The following is a 19762-nucleotide window of genomic DNA, read 5'->3' as shown; positions in this document are numbered from 1 at the left end:
TTAAACAATCTGATACCCCTCCCCCCAGACAGTTATAATATATTTCGGATGCTGCGGATCGGCTTCTATTTTCTGACGTAAATTTCGAATATGTACCATAACTGTATTGTTTGCGGACTGGAGGTAGGATTCTCCCCAAAGCTGTTCATAAAGCTCCTTTACTGAAAAAACCTTTCCCCGATTCTGAGAAAGAAAGGATAACAGCTGATACTCTTTATGACGTAATATAATTGGCATTCCGTTTAATAAAACTTCTCCGGATGCAGGGTGTACCGCCAGATCATAGACCTTAATAAAGTCATCCAGATCATTTGAATTGTTATTTTTCCCCCGGTATATCTGATATCTTCGAAGAATTGCCTTTACTCGTGTCAAGAGTTCTTCCGGAATAAATGGCTTTGTCAGATAATCATCTCCCCCCGCGTGAAAAGCAAGCTGTTTGTCCTGCAACAGGCTTTTGGCACTTAAATAGAGAATCGGAGCAGCGCTGATCCGGCGCATTTTTTCGCATATAGTGAACCCGGAATCTCCTGGCATCATTATATCCAGGATAATAAGATCTATATTTTTGCTCATCAACGATATGGCTTCCTGCCCGTTCTCAGCCTGTAATGTTAAGAACCCCTCGCTTTCCAGCAAAGCCGTAATGATTTCCCGTATATCCCTGTCGTCGTCTACAATCAGTATGGTAGATGAATCCATCACAAGGTTCCTCCTGTCGCTTATTTAATAAGTCCAGTATAACATTTTGTGAAACAGCAGGCAATCCTTAGAAGGTCTGTGGTAATTTTCTTCCATATCGGCTTTCTGACTTTTGTAGAGGAATACGAATAATTTGCATTTCTTTAACATATAGAAAATTGATAATATATGTGGAAATGAAAAAGTGCTGGTTTGGTTTTGAGGAAAAAAGGAGGAGTAACATGCCTGTAGAAATTTATGTAATATCAGGTTTTTTAGGTGCTGGAAAAACAACCCTTATAAAGAAAATGATCAATGAGATCTTTAAAAATAAACGGATTGCTCTGATTGAAAATGATTTTGGGGAGAGAAGTGTAGATGCAGCATTGCTGAAATCTGAAGCAATTGAAATTAAGGAGATAAATTCAGGATGCATTTGCTGCAGTCTTTCAGGAGATTTTAAAAAATCCTTAAAAGGATTGATGGAGCGCTTTCATCCGGATAAGATTTTGATCGAACCCTCTGGTGTGGGAAAGCTGTCAGATGTTGTGAAAGCCTGTTCTGATCCCAGTATTCGTCCTTATGCAGAAGTGAAGGCTAAAATAACAGTTGTTGATGTGAAACGCTGCAAAATGTATCTTGATAATTTTGGAGAGTTTTTTGAAGATCAGATCCGCAATGCAGATCTAATATTTTTGAGCCGTACCAGCATCTTTCCAGACAGGATTATTGAAGCACAAAAGATTGTAAAAAGTCTGAATTCAGATTCTGCTATCATTTCCAATCCTTGGGAACAGGTTGATCTGAATGAAATCCTGAACACTAAAAGTGAAAAGCGTGTCAATACAGGCAGGCAAAAAATTATGGCCGGACAACGTCATTGTTCGCACAGCCGTTTTGCAGAAGAAACCTTTGAGACGGTCACCATACGAACCAGACGGATTTTCAGTAAAGAAGAATTAAAAGCATGTGTTCTGAATATGGAAAGGACCGCAAAGGGAACAGTTCTGCGCGCAAAGGGGATTGTTCAGGGGACAGGAGGCTGTATGAGCCTGCAATACCTTCCAGGAGAGATACAGATCACATCCTGTACCTCCGATGGAGATATGCTCTGTATTATAGGACAAAATCTTAACCGGAATGAGCTTTATGCAATTTTTAACGGGATATAATTTATGGCTATCCCTATTTTTGTTATTTCCGGTTTCTTGGATGCCGGCAAAACGACTTTGCTGAACCGTCTGCTGAATCGCTGGGAATGGAGCAGATCAAGAATATTTGTTATACAGTTTGAGCGTGGGGAAGAAGAATTTCAAAGCTGTTATCCAAACTTCATCAAGATGTCTTTTTCGAAAAAAATGCTGGAGAATAACCGTGGTGAAATAGCGCTTTACAGGGAAAAAGAGCATCCAGTCTACTTTTTCTTTGTTGTGACGTTCCTTCTTCTTGCCCTGCATTACGTTGCCAGACCGGTTTTAGAAATCAATCAGTTCCCGGTCAATACGATTACAAATGTATTTCTGGGAATGATTTTACAGGCTGTTCCATTTTTGCTGATCGGCATATTACTTTCCTCAGCAATACAGATTTTCATTCCAGAAAGCTGGCTGGAGCGCTTCTTCCCTAAATCTCTTGGATTGGGGATCTTTGCGGCCGTCATAGGAGGGTTTCTGCTTCCGGTCTGTGACTGTGTTTCCATTCCTGTGTTCCGAAGTCTGGTCAGAAAAGGAATTCCCCTGCCTGTGGCGGTCACCTTTATGACTGCTTCTCCGGTCATTAACCCTGTAGTCATTTTATCCACTTACTATGCTTTTAATGGCAATATGACAATTGTGGCTGGCCGGGTATGTCTGGGGCTGTTTGCTTCCATTTTGATTGGAATCAGTATGGCGGTGTGGCCTAATATACATTGACCATGACTGGCTTTGTGTATAAAGATCCTGAACTCATCAGAGCCAATGAATTTGTGCCTGCCCGCCTGGCAATGACTTGCTTACAGAAACAATTCTCAGAAATGAGTCTTTCTGAGGAGAAAAACAATTCTTTTGAAGAGATAAAACGTTTGGAATATTTAATTCATAAGGCCCAGGAACTTCAACAGATGATTCCGGGCCGGTCTATTAGCTTTAATCATGTGGTGGAAGTCATGTATTATGAATTTTTCACAGGGGATGAAACATATCACTGTGCGAAAATAAGTTTCAACCGCATGTATAACCGTCTGGCTGAACTTTTCCGCAGATGCGGCGATTTAAGCTCTGAACAAAAAGCACTGCAAAGTGCTTTGCAGTGGAATCCGGTGGATTTAGATGTGTATTTTGCATTCGCAGAGCTATATAAGCAGGAAGGCAATTTAGAAAAATGTCTGGAATTAAGTAACAGAGCCCATCGCTTCTGCAATACCAGAGCAGCATTGGCCAGGTATTATCGGAATTTGGGATATTACTATCTGGAAACCTATCAGCCTGAACTGTCTGCAGCACTGTATCAGTACAGTGAGATTTACTATGAAACCCAGTCTGCCAAAAGGGAATTGGATTATTTAGCGGCAGCAATGAAACGGGATATAAGGATACACGATTTGGAACGTTTGCAGATGTCTCTGAAAAAAAGCAGTATACCCTTAGGCTTTAATCGGTTTACCACGGCATTGACCTATAAAGCATTTGAGATAGAAAAACAACGTGGGCATCTGAAGGAAGCAAAAGAATGTTATGAACTTTATAAAAATCAGACTTTCGTGTTAAATGGTGGTTTGATTTACCAGTAGTGCAGAAATAAGTGTTATATGTACCGTGTATGAAATTAATACAGTAATTGGGAATCTATTTAGATACTTCTTTTGATATTGAACCTTTAATTCATGGTTCCCTGAAGAAAAAACTTTCTCAGCTGGAACTCGCCATCGATGGTTTTATTACACCGGAACAGGCTGGTAAATTAAAGGTTATCAAAGAGCATTATGAAAATCTGGAATCCCGGAAAGCAGAGCTAGGAAATTCAATCAGCCACCGTAAGATGGCTTGTTTGCCGTACTTCTAAGAAAATGGATCCCCTCTACTATTCTTTTTCAACCTTTACCTCCGTATAATAAAGTTTTGCTGCTTTATTGATCTGTATAATCAAATCAGTTAATCATGTCTAACTATAATAAACATAGCCAGTAAATTTAACCAGTTCCCCTTATTCTTCAGGATTCTTCAGAATTCTGGCATTAAGTCAATTATGAAATAGCAGACGGGTCCATTGTTTTTCTCAACTATATCCCTGTATATTTGATCAGATTTACTATGAAAAAAGTTTGTCTTGAACGAATGAAAAATGTCTTGAATAATATGGGAGATCGAAACTCAGGACATCAAGTGAAGTCTCAAGCCAAATTTCACAAATGGCGGGATTTATTTGCTATAGTATGTTCATTCACCGTGCTAGAGAATTCATTTAAAAATGACGATCCTTCTGGAGGTGACTACAGACAAGTGTGTGGGCTCTGGTTCTGCAAAGAAAGCGGTTAAGGTGTCAGTGGTTAAATTCCCTGAATCTGAACAAGTGACAACTATGCCGAGCTTCATAGGCGAAAGGATGAATTTGAAGCAATTAAAACAATTGGAAAGAGGAGGACTTTTATTTATGATGAACAACGAACTTGAGAATCCCATTTTACCCAAAAAACAAGAGTCAAAACGGCTTATCGCGCTGGATGCTGCACGCGGACTGGCAGTAATCGGAATGTATATACAGCATTTTGCCTTAAACCAGATAAACAGCTTTGTGTCTGGAAATACAATGATTCTATTTATGCTTTGCTCAGGTATTTCCTATTCCATTATGGTGCAGCGTATGACAGAACGCAAAGTAGAGCCGTCTGTATTCCGGGCACGAATGCTGGCGCGGGCGGTATTTATTGATTTGGTTGGATATGTTCTTATTATGCTAAACGGCCCGTTTGGAGTGGTTCTGCCGGCCTATGCCATGTTATTTATATTGGCTTTAGTCCTGATTCGTCGTTCAACACGCGCGCTTGTTACAATGTCCGGCGTCTTATTTCTGGTGGGTCCTCCGCTTATGCTTTTGGGATTAAGCCTGTTTTCGGGTGCGTATTTGCTGAGTGATATTGCCGGTGGTCCCTTGTCTGCGCTCGGCTGGGCTCCTGTTTTTGTTGCGGGCATGGCAATCGGACGCCTTAATCTTCGTAATACGCGCACGGCTTTGCGTTTCATTGCAACCGGATTTGCAATATTGATCCCCTTCAAGCTGATTGCATCTTTCGTACTCCCAGGGGTGTGCCAGTCTTTTGAGACATGGCTCATACAGTTCCCGAGTATTACAAATCCTCAAGCAGATCCGTATGCAATCTGGCCTCTGAATACGCAGCAGCCGCCATGGCAAACGCTTTTTGTGGCAGCTCCCCAGTGTGGATCTACTTTCGAACTGCTGATTGGAACGGGGCTTTCTCTTATCATACTGGGTCTGATGTGTCTGATTGCAAAGAAAAGCACCGCCATACTTAAGCCTTTCAGTGCAGTCGGGCGTGTGGCATTGACATTGTATACGGTCCAGTTCGTAATTGCATGGGGGCTGCAGATTGCAGGAATTGATGTTACGAGTGTCGATATTGGCGGAATTCCCTTTGGTGATATCCTTGTTGCGGCAGTAATCCTCATCGCAGGCTGTTTACTTGCTTCCCTGCCGAATGGCCCGCTTGAATCTTTGATACGACGTTTTGAACGGATGTTTAGCAATATTCAATAGTCCGCGGTTGCTTTATTCCGGCAAGGAAGTTTTCTCGGTAAAGAAGAAAAAGCCAGAGAATTCAAAGAGTGATACCTGATTGTGTAGTAGATGCAAAGGAATCTCGCCAAGTATGGGATACCATTAAGGTAGTAAACGAACTTGACGATCAGGGAGAATTAGGAGATACCATAATCATAGCCCTTGGTGCAAATGGTTCATTTGATGAAAGTATGGGACAAAGGCTATTGGATGCTATTGGGACGGAACGAACGGTATACTGGATCACTGCTTATGGAAAGTTCTTATATTGGCAGGAAGATGTCAACGGAATGATTGAAAAACTGGCGGAGAAAAACGAGAACTTAAATATTCTAGACTGGGCCAGCATTGCTTCAGAACATCCTGAGTGGTTTTATGACGATGGAATGCACCTGAACTCAGAAGGGCAAACTGGATATGCAGATTTTATTGCAGAACATATATGAGGAAACATTTTGCAGACTTTTTTCGATCCATAGGATGGTAAGTGATTCAAAACATGGCGTATACAAAAAAATTAAAGTTGAAGATACGGACTGGCCTTCAAACGCTTCGGTAGAAAATATCTTCCGCGAATTTTTGCCATCATATTTCCTCACCAGCTCCATAACTTCAGCGATCCTGAGGACTGCAAGTTTCTTGTTCAGATTTTTTCACCGGAATATGCCAGAGAATTTATTCCATTCTTATGCAGCCACTTGCCGGAATGTCCTGATGTCTGCAATGTTAAAGAGGACCTTTCCCATGCAATTAAAATGCCCATGAGTACATCAACCAGAATGAAAACCCGCAGGTTATCCGTTCATATGTTCTGTATTCATGAGCTTTCTTTTGCAGCCTTCTACGTCTGTGAAATTGCTTTTGAAAGTTGGCGAACTTTCCTCCACGTATTCCGGAGAAATGTTCAGATGACGCCTCTGCAATACCGGAAAAATGCATCCTCCATGAGCTGATGATGTTTTTACGTTCCAGTAATGTGCAAATCGCATCCTCCATATATAAATTGTGACCTCTTTAGATTGACAATTTATAGCCGAAATTTATTGGATATATTAAAAAATGAATTATAAAATTTCCTCATTTTTAATATTTAGGCTCTGTATAAAAAGAGTTTCATCAATATATGTGTTTAAATTCGCCAGCGGATAGCCTTTTAAGATTTGTTCCGCAATTGTCAATCCAAGTCCGCTGTGTCCAGGTTTGTTTGACTTACTGTGTGAGGGACTGCTCTCATAATGTCTTTTTGACATAGTATTCTTTATTGTGTAGGATAATAAAGATGTATTGTTTTTAATCCGGATGTCCGCGTATGAACCGGGCTCATTGTCACACTCTTCAAAGGCATTGTCCAGTAAAATACCCAATACTCGTGTTAAGTCCATGATATCCATTCCTAAATAAAAGGATTCTTTGTCAATTCTGATCGTCAATTTAATATTCTTATTCATATTATGAGCCTGAAAGATTTTTAAGTGCAGGAATGCCCGTAATGTTTCGGAAGGAATTTGATAAAGCTGGGAAAACAAATAGTTCTTTTCAATTTCTTCTGTTGCAAAGGGATAAATTTTTTCCCGATAAAAATTTTTCATTTCCGAGTCATCACTCCGCTCTACAAAATTTCCCATTGTGAGAAAAATATTTTTAATATCATGACGTAAATTTGCCATCGCTTCCAGGTTTTTATTGAGAGAAGTATAATATATGGATTCATTGTCATGGGCCTTGTCCATGAACGTTAAGGTTTGTTTATAATCGGTAATTTTATAAATAAGAATAATAAATGCAATCTGAGTTATTAACAAAGTGATATAAAATATAGATAAAGCGGTAAGAAGCACATCACTTGATGTTCTGGTTAACATGAATGGAATTGGAATAACCATAAAAGCTATAACAGTCAAACCGCATAGCCAGATAATGTACTTTTCAACATCGGAATATCTATTACCAATAGTATTTAAAAGACATAGAGGCATTTTTAATTTGTGCTGCAGCAAATACGTAATACAACTTAGCAATAATATTAAACCAACTTCAGTAATAATCAGCATGAATGGGTTTGAGTTCAATTTATAACGGAAAATATCATACAAGTAATCAGAAAACATTTGAAAAATAAGTAGTTTTAAAGATAAATAAATAAAAGATGAATAATAACTAAATAATTTTCCTCTCAAATAATGTTCTTTAACTTTTCCATATACCAACAGAACAGTTAAAATTACCAGAAATTGCACCCCATAACCTAAGATAGTAAAGCTTGCGTCAAATAAACGCCTTGGTATTAAAAAAGCAGCAAACAACAGAAGATAATCCTGGATCTGAAATGAAATTAACTTTATCTGATACAATTCCATAACTAAAAAAACAGATAACATGATTGAAAGAAACAATTCCGCTTTTATATCAATCTTTCCTACAGATATAATCGTTATTACAGCAATAAAAGAAGCCCATAGCATCTTCCCTTTGACCGGCATTTTTTTTGATAACAGGGCAGCAAGTAAGATGCAGGCAAAATGCAGATAAAAGTAAATAATTTCTTGAAGACCGGTTATAAATAAATCGTTTAAATTTCCATAAGGCATAAGATTAACAACTCCTTATCCATTTTTTTTATTCCAATTTGTAAAAAAACTCTTTTTACTGATAGAACAGGCGACGAGCTTTCCGTTAGAGAGCTTCAGCTGTGTATGTTCAGTTCCTATGATATATTGTTTATTTACAATGACAGAACGATGGCTTAGAACAAAATCATCACCTAACATTTCCAGAGCATGTTTTATCGTATCCCGTACCGTGATTTTAGAATCATCCAGTGTATGATAGCAAATGTTGTGTGCTACGGTTTTCACAGCTTCTACATAGGCTATATTTTCAACCGGAATTGATATTACTTCATCAAGTCCGATAATTAATTCGATTGTTTTCTGCGGAGGGATTTTTTCTGTCAAATCTGTTTTTACAGCCAGGCGTAAGCTGTTTTCAAATTCCCGAATCATCAATTTCCGATTAAAATCTTTTTCGATGAATCCAAAGGGTTCTATTCCGCTTTTCAGGATAGCCATACTTTTTTCAATATGGCTGGTAACAAATACAATCTTGGATGCCGGATATTGCCCGCGGATGATACGGGACAGATCCAGACCATTTAATTCCCCATTTCCCATGTCCAGATCCAGAAAGAAAAAATAATCATCCGGATTTTTATTCAGAAAATTAAGAAGTTCCTTCGTGGAAGAAGCCCTGCATAAGATTATCGCAGAAATAGAAAGCCTGTCGATTGCTTCCTGAAGGAGTTCTGAAAAAATGGTAAGTGAGAACATATCATCATCACAGAGAATGATTTTTAACATATCCTTCTTAACCTCCTCTATTTATATAAGAAAAGTATAGCAGAGAACAGAGTTTTTTCAAGCATCATGTCGTGAATGAAAATATTTTGTCGTGAAATTCTATACTGCCAATGTTTTAAGACAATACCAATTCAATTGAAGACAAAATACGTTTTTGCCGGATTTTTTATGTTATTATCAGGCCGTAAAAAATAAACAAATAAGGAGAAAACAAAAATGATTTTAAAGGTTTCAAAAAAAATGATAACAATAATGCTTACTGTCTGCATGGGAATATCCATGTTAGCTGGCTGTAAGAGTGCAGATGGCGGGAAAAGTGTAGAGGCTGGGAAAAATGCAGATGACGGAAAAAGTGTGGGTGATGCGAAAAGTGTTAATCAGTCAGAAAGTGATATAGTAGTTACAGATGTAAAGGAACGGGGACTTTCTTTCTCTATTTCACAGGAGTATATTGATAAGGGCGTTGAGCTGGAATCATATAATGAAAATTTGAATGGCCAGCCTATTATATCAATTTATTATTACTATAAACCAATTACAGATAAGTTATTCAGTGAGATGATTGATATGAAACCTGAAGATCGTACAAAAGAAGTTGAAGATGCCTTTAATAAGAAGATGGCTGTTCATTCAAAATGTATTATGAATATCGTGCTGTTAACAGAGGATGAATATAAACAGGGAACAGATTCAGGAAAATCGCTGGATGATTTATCCGGTTTTAATAATACAGAAAAATTTGGAGAAAACGATAAGTATATCTATCTTCTTTCTATACCAACAAACGATACGGAGGGTATGAGTGAGGAAGAAAAACTGCAATATGAAGAATGCAGAAATTATATGACAACAGTGAAAGAAAACCTTAAATTTATGCCAATTCAATTTGAATCAAATGATACAGTACTTTTACCTAAGATGCCAGCTTTTACGGCAAAAGACTTAAATGGAAATACGGTAACAGAATCTATATTTGCGAAAAAAGATTTAACAGTGGTAAATATATGGGGAACTTTCTGTGGACCATGTATAGAAGAAATGCCTGAGCTCGGTAAGTGGGCAAAGTCTATGCCGGATAACGTTCAGATTGTGGGACTGGTTTCAGATATTGATGGGGATAGTGATAAAAAGTATCATGATCTTGCAGTTGATATTGTAACGAAAGCAAATGCGGATTTTACTCAAATTATTGCTAATGATGATTTTAAAGATCTTATGTCAGGAATCGTAGGTGTTCCTACAACATTTTTTGTTGATAAAGAAGGAAACGTTGTTGGAGACCCGATCGTTGGGGATGATATAGAGGGCTATAAAAAGTTCGTGGAGGAATATTTAAATGAGCAATAGTATAAAGCTTAAATTGCAGGCTTTTACATGCATAATAGCCGCCGTATTTTTGGTTTATGGAATCAGCAGAGGAGAAATGGCAATCGTTCTGAATAAAGCGGTTAATATTTGCCTCGAATGCATAGGATTGGGGTGAGGAAAGCATGAAACTGAAAAATACAGTGAAAAGGAAGTTGATTCAGGCAGCAGCCTTTGGATTTACGAATCCTCATATGGGTAANTACAGCAATAAAAGAAGCCCATAGCATCTTCCCTTTGACCGGCATTTTTTTTGATAACAGGGCAGCAAGTAAGATGCAGGCAAAATGCAGATAAAAGTAAATAATTTCTTGAAGACCGGTTATAAATAAATCGTTTAAATTTCCATAAGGCATAAGATTAACAACTCCTTATCCATTTTTTTTATTCCAATTTGTAAAAAAACTCTTTTTACTGATAGAACAGGCGACGAGCTTTCCGTTAGAGAGCTTCAGCTGTGTATGTTCAGTTCCTATGATATATTGTTTATTTACAATGACAGAACGATGGCTTAGAACAAAATCATCACCTAACATTTCCAGAGCATGTTTTATCGTATCCCGTACCGTGATTTTAGAATCATCCAGTGTATGATAGCAAATGTTGTGTGCTACGGTTTTCACAGCTTCTACATAGGCTATATTTTCAACCGGAATTGATATTACTTCATCAAGTCCGATAATTAATTCGATTGTTTTCTGCGGAGGGATTTTTTCTGTCAAATCTGTTTTTACAGCCAGGCGTAAGCTGTTTTCAAATTCCCGAATCATCAATTTCCGATTAAAATCTTTTTCGATGAATCCAAAGGGTTCTATTCCGCTTTTCAGGATAGCCATACTTTTTTCAATATGGCTGGTAACAAATACAATCTTGGATGCCGGATATTGCCCGCGGATGATACGGGACAGATCCAGACCATTTAATTCCCCATTTCCCATGTCCAGATCCAGAAAGAAAAAATAATCATCCGGATTTTTATTCAGAAAATTAAGAAGTTCCTTCGTGGAAGAAGCCCTGCATAAGATTATCGCAGAAATAGAAAGCCTGTCGATTGCTTCCTGAAGGAGTTCTGAAAAAATGGTAAGTGAGAACATATCATCATCACAGAGAATGATTTTTAACATATCCTTCTTAACCTCCTCTATTTATATAAGAAAAGTATAGCAGAGAACAGAGTTTTTTCAAGCATCATGTCGTGAATGAAAATATTTTGTCGTGAAATTCTATACTGCCAATGTTTTAAGACAATACCAATTCAATTGAAGACAAAATACGTTTTTGCCGGATTTTTTATGTTATTATCAGGCCGTAAAAAATAAACAAATAAGGAGAAAACAAAAATGATTTTAAAGGTTTCAAAAAAAATGATAACAATAATGCTTACTGTCTGCATGGGAATATCCATGTTAGCTGGCTGTAAGAGTGCAGATGGCGGGAAAAGTGTAGAGGCTGGGAAAAATGCAGATGACGGAAAAAGTGTGGGTGATGCGAAAAGTGTTAATCAGTCAGAAAGTGATATAGTAGTTACAGATGTAAAGGAACGGGGACTTTCTTTCTCTATTTCACAGGAGTATATTGATAAGGGCGTTGAGCTGGAATCATATAATGAAAATTTGAATGGCCAGCCTATTATATCAATTTATTATTACTATAAACCAATTACAGATAAGTTATTCAGTGAGATGATTGATATGAAACCTGAAGATCGTACAAAAGAAGTTGAAGATGCCTTTAATAAGAAGATGGCTGTTCATTCAAAATGTATTATGAATATCGTGCTGTTAACAGAGGATGAATATAAACAGGGAACAGATTCAGGAAAATCGCTGGATGATTTATCCGGTTTTAATAATACAGAAAAATTTGGAGAAAACGATAAGTATATCTATCTTCTTTCTATACCAACAAACGATACGGAGGGTATGAGTGAGGAAGAAAAACTGCAATATGAAGAATGCAGAAATTATATGACAACAGTGAAAGAAAACCTTAAATTTATGCCAATTCAATTTGAATCAAATGATACAGTACTTTTACCTAAGATGCCAGCTTTTACGGCAAAAGACTTAAATGGAAATACGGTAACAGAATCTATATTTGCGAAAAAAGATTTAACAGTGGTAAATATATGGGGAACTTTCTGTGGACCATGTATAGAAGAAATGCCTGAGCTCGGTAAGTGGGCAAAGTCTATGCCGGATAACGTTCAGATTGTGGGACTGGTTTCAGATATTGATGGGGATAGTGATAAAAAGTATCATGATCTTGCAGTTGATATTGTAACGAAAGCAAATGCGGATTTTACTCAAATTATTGCTAATGATGATTTTAAAGATCTTATGTCAGGAATCGTAGGTGTTCCTACAACATTTTTTGTTGATAAAGAAGGAAACGTTGTTGGAGACCCGATCGTTGGGGATGATATAGAGGGCTATAAAAAGTTCGTGGAGGAATATTTAAATGAGCAATAGTATAAAGCTTAAATTGCAGGCTTTTACATGCATAATAGCCGCCGTATTTTTGGTTTATGGAATCAGCAGAGGAGAAATGGCAATCGTTCTGAATAAAGCGGTTAATATTTGCCTCGAATGCATAGGATTGGGGTGAGGAAAGCATGAAACTGAAAAATACAGTGAAAAGGAAGTTGATTCAGGCAGCAGCCTTTGGATTTACGAATCCTCATATGGGTAATTTTATCGGCGGGAAACTGTATAAAGGTTCATGGAAACAATTTTGTAATCCCGGACTGAATTGTTATTCCTGCCCGGCAGCAACTCTGGCCTGCCCGATCGGTGCTCTTCAGGCGGTCAGCGGTTCGATGGAATTCCAATTCAGCTTTTATGTCGTAGGATTATTACTTGCAACAGGGGTTCTGTTGGGACGCTTTGTATGCGGATTTTTATGTCCATTCGGACTTTTTCAGGAATTATTACATAAAATCCCAGTTCCTAAATTTAAGCTTTGGAAAGGATTTCTTTCTATTAAATATTTTGTATTGATCGTATTTGTTATATTGCTGCCAATTGCAGTCACGAATTATATGGGAATTGGAAAACCGGCCTTTTGTCAGTTTATCTGTCCGGCAGGAACGTTAGAAGGAGGGATTCCGCTCTTAAGCACACATACAGAACTTCGGCAAACCATAGGCTCCCTGTTTAGCCTAAAAATGACTATTCTGGTATTGACAATCCTCGGCTGCCTTTTCGTTTACCGGTTTTTCTGCAAAACATTATGTCCGTTAGGTGCTATCTATGGGCTGCTGAATAAGATCAGTATCTATCATTTGGAAGTAAATAAGCACCGATGTGTAGATTGCGGAAAGTGCAGCAAAGCCTGCAAAATGGATGTAAATCCGTTGAAAAATCCAAATTCAGTGGAATGCATACGGTGCGGGGAATGTGCGGCAGCATGTCCGGTCAATGCAATTCATTTCGGATTCAAAACATTGAAAAATAATGATTGCATAGTGACGGGGGATTCAGCGGAACGATAGAGTTTTCTGGCAATACTTAAAATGCCGATGGAATAAGGTCGGAACGGCTTTTGTCAATTCAATTTTCTGCCGTTCCGGCTTTTTCTTTATCTACAAGATTCAAAATTCCTAAAAACCTTGTGCCGGAATGCTACACAGGCCCCACCGGATTCTGTATTGTATATCCTGATAGAACCATCAAGTTGTTCAACCAATTGTTTGACAATATAGAGGCCCAAACCGGAATGTCTTGATCATGTCTGCTTCCGATTGCCTTGCACTTAAAAAGATGATCGGGCATAATACGTCATCCCGGATTGCACGACAAACCTCAAATCCATTTATGCCCGGCATCATTATATCAAGTATGACAAGATCGGGCTGGATTTTTGCCTGCCTTATTCCCTCGTAGCCGTCATATGCCGCTAATACATCATGACCTCTTGCCCTTAGTTCATCTTCAAGCAGCATCACAAGCTCTTTTTCGTCGTCTATGATTAGAATTTTGCCCACTAAATCGCCTCCACGTAAATATTATTCATAGCTTTTACGGCTTTCCCATCTGTTAAACCATATTATACTACAAACAGTAACGAATGTATAAACTAAGATGGCCGGGACAATCCCTTTCGCCATTTGCTGTAAATAAAATTCCGAAGGTACAATATGACCGGGCAAATGAACGCCGGGCATAAAAATAACCGGAAGCTAAATCAGAAAGCGCGGTGCTGTTTGCCCTAGCAGGCTGTTTGCCAAAATTTTTAATCAGGCTTTTTGTTTCAAGAATTAAATCGTGCATTTTTGATCTTCCTTTCTCTTCTAAAATACTTAATCCGGCTTGCAGAAATAAGGCTAACAGAAAAAGATAAAGATTTTATAAAGTTTACAAAAAGAAAAGACGGGGAAGTCAGCAGCCTGCCGGCTGGGAATAGTTTTACTGATGAAACGCTGACTGGAGGAAAATAGTTTCAGGTGAATATATTATAAGTTAATAACAAACTATTAAATGCGATATTGACATATGATTGTGCATATGTTATAAAATATTTCATGAAAACGTTTGTGCAAACTGTTTCATTGATTTTTGTCAGCAATGCGAAAATTGTAAAACTAATAAATGGTGAATGGGGGTAATAAAAAACTACAAGCTCGAAGCTATATTTGGAGGGGTAATTTTATTGTAAAGTTTATACATACCAGATGATCATAAATGTTCGAGCCAATGTATTAGAATTAAGAGAATATGAAAATATGCGTTCCCGTAACTAGTGCTTTTGTTACTCAAAATGGTGTTTTGCTAAAATTATGTAACTAAAATATAAGGAGAAGATAACATGGATGATAGAAAATATTGGTTAAAGATAATGCTTCAAATAGCAGCTCCCGTTCTTGAAGCGGCGGCGGAAGGCAGGCTTCATAAGGATATGCCTTGTGAATGCCGGGTAGAAGAGAAATCAGAGGTGGATATTCGAAGGAAATTCACACATTTGGAAGCGATTGGAAGAACCCTGGATGGAATTTCGGCATGGCTGGCCTGTGAGGGATTAACAGGTGAGGAAGAAGCCTTACGGCTGAAATACGTTGAAATTACCCGCAAGGCTATTATTAACACAACAGATCCCCAATCACCGGATTTTGTGAATTTTAAAGAGGGGAGACAACCTTTGGTAGACGCGGCATTCTTTGCTCATGGGCTGATACGGGCAAAAAGTGTCCTTCTGGATCCGCTGACTGATCGGCAAAAGCAAAATATAGCGGACTGTATGGCCGAATCCACGAAAATAAAATCGGGTTTCAATAACTTCTACATGTTTCTTGCCATGATAGAAACCCTGCTTTATGTAATGGGAAAACCTTATGACATGAATCATCTGGATTCCGCCTTGCATTTTCATGAAATTTGGTACAAGGGTGATGGCATGTACGGGGATGGGGAAGAGTATTGTATGAACTATTACAACAGTTTCGTAATACAGCCTATGTATTATGATGTGGCAAGGATTATGGCGCCTGCCGATAAGGACTGGAGTATTTTATGCGATTGTGTGGTTCCCCGCGCAAAGCGTTATGCGGGCATTTTAGAAAGATTGATCAGCCCTGAAGGAACATTTCCGGCTGTAGGGCGCTCCCTTGCTTATCGGTTTGGAGCGATGCAGCACCTTTCCCAAATGGCATTATGCCATAATCTGCCTGAAGAAGTTACCCCTATGCAAGTGCGCTGTGCGCTGACTGCTGTCATCAAAAATATGATGAGACCTGGGACGTTTGATGAAAATGGCTGGCTTAAGATCGGATGGTGCGGAGCCCAGAGAGAAATTGGTGAGGTATATATATCAACGGGCAGCCTGTATCTGTGTACAACTGTTTTTTTGCCATTAGGACTTTCGCCTTCTGATCCATTCTGGTCGGGACCTGATACGGAGTGGACGAATAAACGTCAGTGGGGAGGGGGTCTGTGCATGATTGATGAAGCCCGGCATGAAAAAGTACACCAGACTATTTATGACCATGATGCACATGTGGCAAAAGGCGGACACTAATCAGACAGATTGTTCATTGTGATTGTGAAATAATAAGAAATGTATTATACTGGGGGTAAAATGTAATCTGATGGGAGAAAAGCAAAATGGCAAATATAAAAGATGTCGCCAAATTAGCAGGGGTGTCCCCCAGTACTGTATCAAGAGCGTTATCGCAGAAAATATTTGTTGAGGAAGCAACAAGAAGACGGGTAATGGAGGCTGTCAGAGAGCTGGATTATAAACCCAGTCTCGCCGCCAGAAGTCTGAAAGAGTCGAAAACCGGACTTTTAGGCTTGGTGATTCCCGATATTCAAAACCCTTATTATCCCAAAATCGTGAAATATATAGAGGAGTTTGCTTATCACAAAGGCTATTCCATCATTCTTTGTGATGCTCTGGAGCAGGTGGAACGGGAAAAAGAGTATTTTACTGCATTGGAAAAACTGTTTGTTGATGGTATCATCCTTTTGCCTTCGTCCGACAGTTTGGAACACATCAGATGTTTTACCGATACGATTCCGATGGTCGTGATTAATAGAAAGTTTGATGAGGGAAAAATTAATTGTGTCCTTGGTGATGATTATGATGGCGGATATACAGTGGGCAGCTATCTGCTGGATCAAGGGCACCGAAAAATTGCCTGTATGATGGACGACAAAAAACGGCAGTATAATGAGGCGCGGCTTGATGGTTTTTTACGAGCTTTTAAGGAAAGGGAACTGACTGGTTATGATCGTTATTTGATTCGGGATGTCAGCTCCGTTGAAGACGCATATCAGAAAACCATGGTTATGCTCTCTGGTGAGGACAGGCCTACTGCTATTTTTGCGTTCAGTGATATTTTGGTGCCAGGGGCCTACTATGCAGTTGACCGTTCAGGACTTAAAATTCCATCTGATATCTCAGTGATTGGATATGATGACACTATCTTTTCCCAATATATGGTGCCACCGTTGACTTCTTTCGAACATCCTGCCAGAGAAATTGCTCAGATGGCCTTAAATCTTCTGATCCAGGAAATAACAGAAAAAGAGGGAACCAGGAGAAAGGTTATGAAAATGACAGGGAGACTGCAAATCCGTAATTCGGTTTGCAGAATTCCTTATGAGGAAATGTAGCAGGAATGTGCTATACGAAAGTTATAGGAGTGGTACTCAGGTAGAATCGTGTTGTAAGAAAATTCTTGACAATAAAGATACAGAAAACAGGGATCAGCAAGTGACTGGTCCCTGTTTTTTGTATCTTATCGCAATCTAAATGAGATTATGGGTTTTATTAAGAGGATGAATTATTAGTATTTGTACTAGATTTATAAATTGGCTTATAAGTACTCAAGATGTTAAAAAAGTAATGATAACGATTTCTTGCAATATGATATGAAAAATAACCAATGAATCATATTAAAACAGATGAAAATAGGCTTTAAAATATAAAAAATATATAATAAATAAAAGAATAAGCAAAAAGTGTTGACTAATTAATACAAAAATGGTATTTTGAAATTGCAAGACAACGTTTGCACAAACGATTTCATGAAAGGAGCCAGACTGGTGAAACAAGAAGAAGTTTGCTTAGACGGGAAAATACTCCCTCTGTATATCATTCAGACCATCATAGTGGGAAGCGGCGCAGCAGGACTGAACGCAGCAGCCTCGCTCTATAAGCAGGGGCAAAGGGATATTGCTATTATAACCGAGGGGAAAAGGATGGGCACTTCCAGGAATACGGGTTCTGATAAACAGACCTATTACAAGCTGACGACCTGCTCCGGCGAGTCTGACAGCGTGCGCCAGATGGCGCAGACCCTTTTTGAAGGTGGCTGTATGGACGGAGATCTGGCATTGGCTGAGGCAGGGCTATCCGTGAGAGGGTTCTGCCATCTGGCAGACATAGGGGTCCCCTTTCCCCACAACGGAGCCGGCGAATATATAGGCTATAAGACAGACCATGATCCATTCAGAAGAGGCACATCAGCAGGCCCGCTGACCTCAAAGTTTATGACAGAGGCACTGTGGAAGGAAGTGGAAGGATACGGCATCCCTGTATTTGACGGGTATCAAGTGATTGAGATACTGACTGAGCGGTACGGAATGGAGAGCAGGTCCAGAGGTGTCCTCGCATTGAATAGAAGGGCTGTAAAGCCGGAACAGAGGTATGTGGTATTTTCCTCGGAGAATATCGTTTATGCCACAGGGGGAGAGGCAGGGTTATATGATATGTCCGTGTACCCGGTCAGCCAGACCGGCGGAACCGGTACTGCACTAAGGGCCGGCGCCAGGGGAAAAAACCTGACGGAATCCCAATATGGCATAGCCTCGGTTAAGTTTCGGTGGAACCTGTCAGGTACTTACCAGCAGGTCATTCCAAGGTATATTTCAACGGAGCAGGATGGAAGTGGAGAACGGGAATTCCTGGATGAATATTTCGACTGTCCCGAAAGTATGTTATATGCAATTTTCCTAAAAGGATACCAGTGGCCATTTGATCCGCGAAAGACCAGGAAATATGGTTCGTCCCTCATTGATATCCTGGTATATCAGGAGACGGTTATAAAGGGGCGGAAGGTATTCCTGGATTATCAGAGGAATCCTTCCGGCAGTGAGAAGGAAGGACATTTTCACACGGCACTTTTGCATTCTGAAACGTATGACTACCTGAAAAGCTCCGGCGGTTTAAAGGAGGCTCCCATTAAAAGACTGGAAAGTATGAATCCAGCCGCAATTGAATTATACAGAAGTCATGGGATTGACTTGTATCGGGAAAAATTAGAGATTGCGGTATGTGCTCAGCACAATAATGGGGGTCTGTCAGGTGACTGGTGGTGGGAGAGCAACTTAAAGCATTTCTTTCCGGTGGGAGAGGTCAATGGGAGCCATGGTGTCTACCGGCCCGGGGGGAGCGCCCTTAATTCAGGACAGGTGGGAAGCATGAGGGCAGCGGAGTATATCGTCAACTGTTATATTGGACAGCCATTATCCGGAAAGGAGATAGCCAGCCGATGCGGGCAGCAAATCATGGCATCTGTTGATTTTGGCACGAAAGCTTTAGCAACGAAGGAATGCATCATGGATATGAAGGAGGAGAGGAAGAAGCTTGGAGTCCGTATGTCGCGGTATGGGGCACATATCCGTTCCAGGGAGGGGATCCGGACTGCGCTCAGAGAAAACCGGATCCAGAGGCAGAGGCTGGAAACCTCGGGAATTATTGGTTCAGGGGAATTAGGACGCCTCTACCGGCTTCGTGATCTCCTTGCCAGTCAAAAAGCTTATCTGGAGGCAATAGATGATTACATTGCCCACGGCGGGAAGAGCAGGGGATCATACCTGATTTATGATGAAAACGGTGAAAAGCCATCGAAAGACCTTCCAGAGTGTTTCCGCTTTCTAGAGGAAGATCAGGGGCTTTCTGAAATGATACAGGAACTGGAGTATTTTGATGACAGCAGCCGCTTCCTGTGGAGGAAGGTGCGGCCCATACCGGAGGATGACTGCTGGTTCGAGGCCGTATGGAAGAGATACAGGGAAGGAGTATATTTTCAGAGCGATTCATCGAATCTTCGATGACAACGATTTCATGGAAGGCAGACCTGAAAG

General features: G+C 39.6%; 20 protein-coding genes and 1 pseudogene. 14 read left to right on the top strand and 7 right to left on the bottom strand.

Going from position 1 to position 19762, the window contains the following annotated elements:
• Positions 1-702: a response regulator transcription factor gene (locus tag BQ9856_RS01220; protein WP_200801255.1), complete on the bottom strand. Its 702-nt coding sequence runs from the start codon at positions 700-702 to the stop codon at positions 1-3.
• Between the two features lie 221 nt (positions 703-923).
• Between BQ9856_RS01220 and BQ9856_RS01215 the strand changes: the two genes are divergently transcribed.
• The 6 genes and pseudogenes from BQ9856_RS01215 to BQ9856_RS01190 all read left to right on the top strand — a co-directional run bounded on the left by BQ9856_RS01215 (position 924) and on the right by BQ9856_RS01190 (position 5900).
• A complete protein-coding gene (locus BQ9856_RS01215) occupies positions 924-1853 on the top strand; it encodes a CobW family GTP-binding protein (protein WP_077609363.1) in 930 nt (309 codons plus the stop codon).
• Positions 1854-1856: 3 nt separating this feature from the next.
• Positions 1857-2594: a permease gene (locus tag BQ9856_RS01210; protein WP_077609362.1), complete on the top strand. Its 738-nt coding sequence runs from the start codon at positions 1857-1859 to the stop codon at positions 2592-2594.
• A 149-nt stretch (positions 2595-2743) separates the two neighbouring features.
• Positions 2744-3451 (top strand): tetratricopeptide repeat protein, encoded by a 708-nt coding sequence (locus BQ9856_RS01205; protein WP_159441915.1) that lies wholly within the window; start codon positions 2744-2746, stop codon positions 3449-3451.
• Between the two features lie 59 nt (positions 3452-3510).
• Positions 3511-3675, top strand: a pseudogene (locus BQ9856_RS01200) (IS110 family transposase); the annotation flags it as partial.
• Positions 3676-4311: 636 nt separating this feature from the next.
• Positions 4312-5433 carry a DUF418 domain-containing protein gene (locus BQ9856_RS01195; RefSeq protein ID WP_200801229.1) on the top strand — a complete coding sequence of 374 codons (1122 nt, stop codon included), beginning with the start codon at positions 4312-4314 and terminating at the stop codon, positions 5431-5433.
• 68 nt (positions 5434-5501) lie between these two features.
• On the top strand, positions 5502-5900 hold the full coding sequence (locus BQ9856_RS01190; protein ID WP_077609360.1) for a hypothetical protein: 399 nt from the start codon (positions 5502-5504) through the stop codon (positions 5898-5900).
• 618 nt (positions 5901-6518) lie between these two features.
• On the opposite strand, the gene BQ9856_RS01175 is transcribed toward BQ9856_RS01190, so the two are convergent.
• Positions 6519-8042 (bottom strand): GHKL domain-containing protein, encoded by a 1524-nt coding sequence (locus BQ9856_RS01175; RefSeq protein WP_077609357.1) that lies wholly within the window; start codon positions 8040-8042, stop codon positions 6519-6521.
• A 15-nt stretch (positions 8043-8057) separates the two neighbouring features.
• The gene (locus tag BQ9856_RS01170) at positions 8058-8810 is read right to left on the bottom strand and encodes a LytR/AlgR family response regulator transcription factor (protein WP_077609356.1); all 753 of its coding nucleotides are present in this window, start codon (positions 8808-8810) and stop codon (positions 8058-8060) included.
• A gap of 216 nt (positions 8811-9026) precedes the next feature.
• On the opposite strand from BQ9856_RS01170, the gene BQ9856_RS25040 reads away from it, so the two are divergent.
• Together BQ9856_RS25040 and BQ9856_RS25035 are read left to right on the top strand one after the other, a co-directional pair.
• Positions 9027-10157 (top strand): TlpA family protein disulfide reductase, encoded by a 1131-nt coding sequence (locus BQ9856_RS25040; RefSeq protein ID WP_235839091.1) that lies wholly within the window; start codon positions 9027-9029, stop codon positions 10155-10157.
• Positions 10147-10293, top strand: coding sequence for a CD1871A family CXXC motif-containing protein (locus tag BQ9856_RS25035; protein ID WP_077609355.1), 147 nt, complete (start codon positions 10147-10149; stop codon positions 10291-10293). Before BQ9856_RS25040 ends, BQ9856_RS25035 begins: the two co-directional genes overlap by 11 nt.
• A 253-nt stretch (positions 10294-10546) precedes the next feature.
• Here BQ9856_RS25035 and BQ9856_RS01155 read toward each other — a convergent pair whose 3' ends face one another.
• The gene (locus BQ9856_RS01155) at positions 10547-11299 is read right to left on the bottom strand and encodes a LytR/AlgR family response regulator transcription factor (protein ID WP_077609356.1); all 753 of its coding nucleotides are present in this window, start codon (positions 11297-11299) and stop codon (positions 10547-10549) included.
• Positions 11300-11515: 216 nt separating this feature from the next.
• On the opposite strand from BQ9856_RS01155, the gene BQ9856_RS25030 reads away from it, so the two are divergent.
• From BQ9856_RS25030 to BQ9856_RS01140, 3 genes are read left to right on the top strand one after another with little or no spacing between them, the layout of a single operon-like run.
• On the top strand, positions 11516-12646 hold the full coding sequence (locus tag BQ9856_RS25030; protein WP_235839091.1) for a TlpA family protein disulfide reductase: 1131 nt from the start codon (positions 11516-11518) through the stop codon (positions 12644-12646).
• Positions 12636-12782 (top strand): CD1871A family CXXC motif-containing protein, encoded by a 147-nt coding sequence (locus BQ9856_RS25025; protein WP_077609355.1) that lies wholly within the window; start codon positions 12636-12638, stop codon positions 12780-12782. The genes BQ9856_RS25030 and BQ9856_RS25025 overlap by 11 nt, the downstream gene beginning before the upstream one ends.
• Before the next feature lie 7 nt (positions 12783-12789).
• Complete coding sequence (locus BQ9856_RS01140; protein WP_077609354.1) at positions 12790-13668, top strand: 4Fe-4S binding protein; 879 nt, start codon at positions 12790-12792, stop codon at positions 13666-13668.
• 86 nt (positions 13669-13754) lie between these two features.
• On the opposite strand, the gene BQ9856_RS25605 is transcribed toward BQ9856_RS01140, so the two are convergent.
• The 3 genes from BQ9856_RS25605 to BQ9856_RS01125 all read right to left on the bottom strand — a co-directional run bounded on the left by BQ9856_RS25605 (position 13755) and on the right by BQ9856_RS01125 (position 14446).
• Positions 13755-13862 (bottom strand): hypothetical protein, encoded by a 108-nt coding sequence (locus BQ9856_RS25605; protein ID WP_442855455.1) that lies wholly within the window; start codon positions 13860-13862, stop codon positions 13755-13757.
• Positions 13855-14160, bottom strand: coding sequence for a response regulator (locus tag BQ9856_RS01130; RefSeq protein WP_077609352.1), 306 nt, complete (start codon positions 14158-14160; stop codon positions 13855-13857). Before BQ9856_RS01130 ends, BQ9856_RS25605 begins: the two co-directional genes overlap by 8 nt.
• Positions 14161-14227: 67 nt before the next feature.
• Positions 14228-14446 (bottom strand): hypothetical protein, encoded by a 219-nt coding sequence (locus tag BQ9856_RS01125; protein ID WP_077609351.1) that lies wholly within the window; start codon positions 14444-14446, stop codon positions 14228-14230.
• Between the two features lie 535 nt (positions 14447-14981).
• Between BQ9856_RS01125 and BQ9856_RS01120 the strand changes: the two genes are divergently transcribed.
• The 3 genes from BQ9856_RS01120 to BQ9856_RS01110 all read left to right on the top strand — a co-directional run bounded on the left by BQ9856_RS01120 (position 14982) and on the right by BQ9856_RS01110 (position 19732).
• Positions 14982-16187 (top strand): DUF2264 domain-containing protein, encoded by a 1206-nt coding sequence (locus BQ9856_RS01120; protein ID WP_077609350.1) that lies wholly within the window; start codon positions 14982-14984, stop codon positions 16185-16187.
• Positions 16188-16273: 86 nt separating this feature from the next.
• A complete protein-coding gene (locus tag BQ9856_RS01115) occupies positions 16274-17287 on the top strand; it encodes a LacI family DNA-binding transcriptional regulator (protein WP_077609349.1) in 1014 nt (337 codons plus the stop codon).
• A gap of 432 nt (positions 17288-17719) precedes the next feature.
• On the top strand, positions 17720-19732 hold the full coding sequence (locus BQ9856_RS01110; protein ID WP_235839090.1) for an FAD-binding protein: 2013 nt from the start codon (positions 17720-17722) through the stop codon (positions 19730-19732).
• The last annotated feature ends 30 nt before the right edge of the window (positions 19733-19762 follow it).

This window comes from Clostridium sp. Marseille-P2415 (assembly GCF_900155545.1).
Taxonomy (GTDB): domain Bacteria; phylum Bacillota; class Clostridia; order Lachnospirales; family Lachnospiraceae; genus Lacrimispora.
This window is presented reverse-complemented; position numbering and strand designations above follow the sequence as displayed.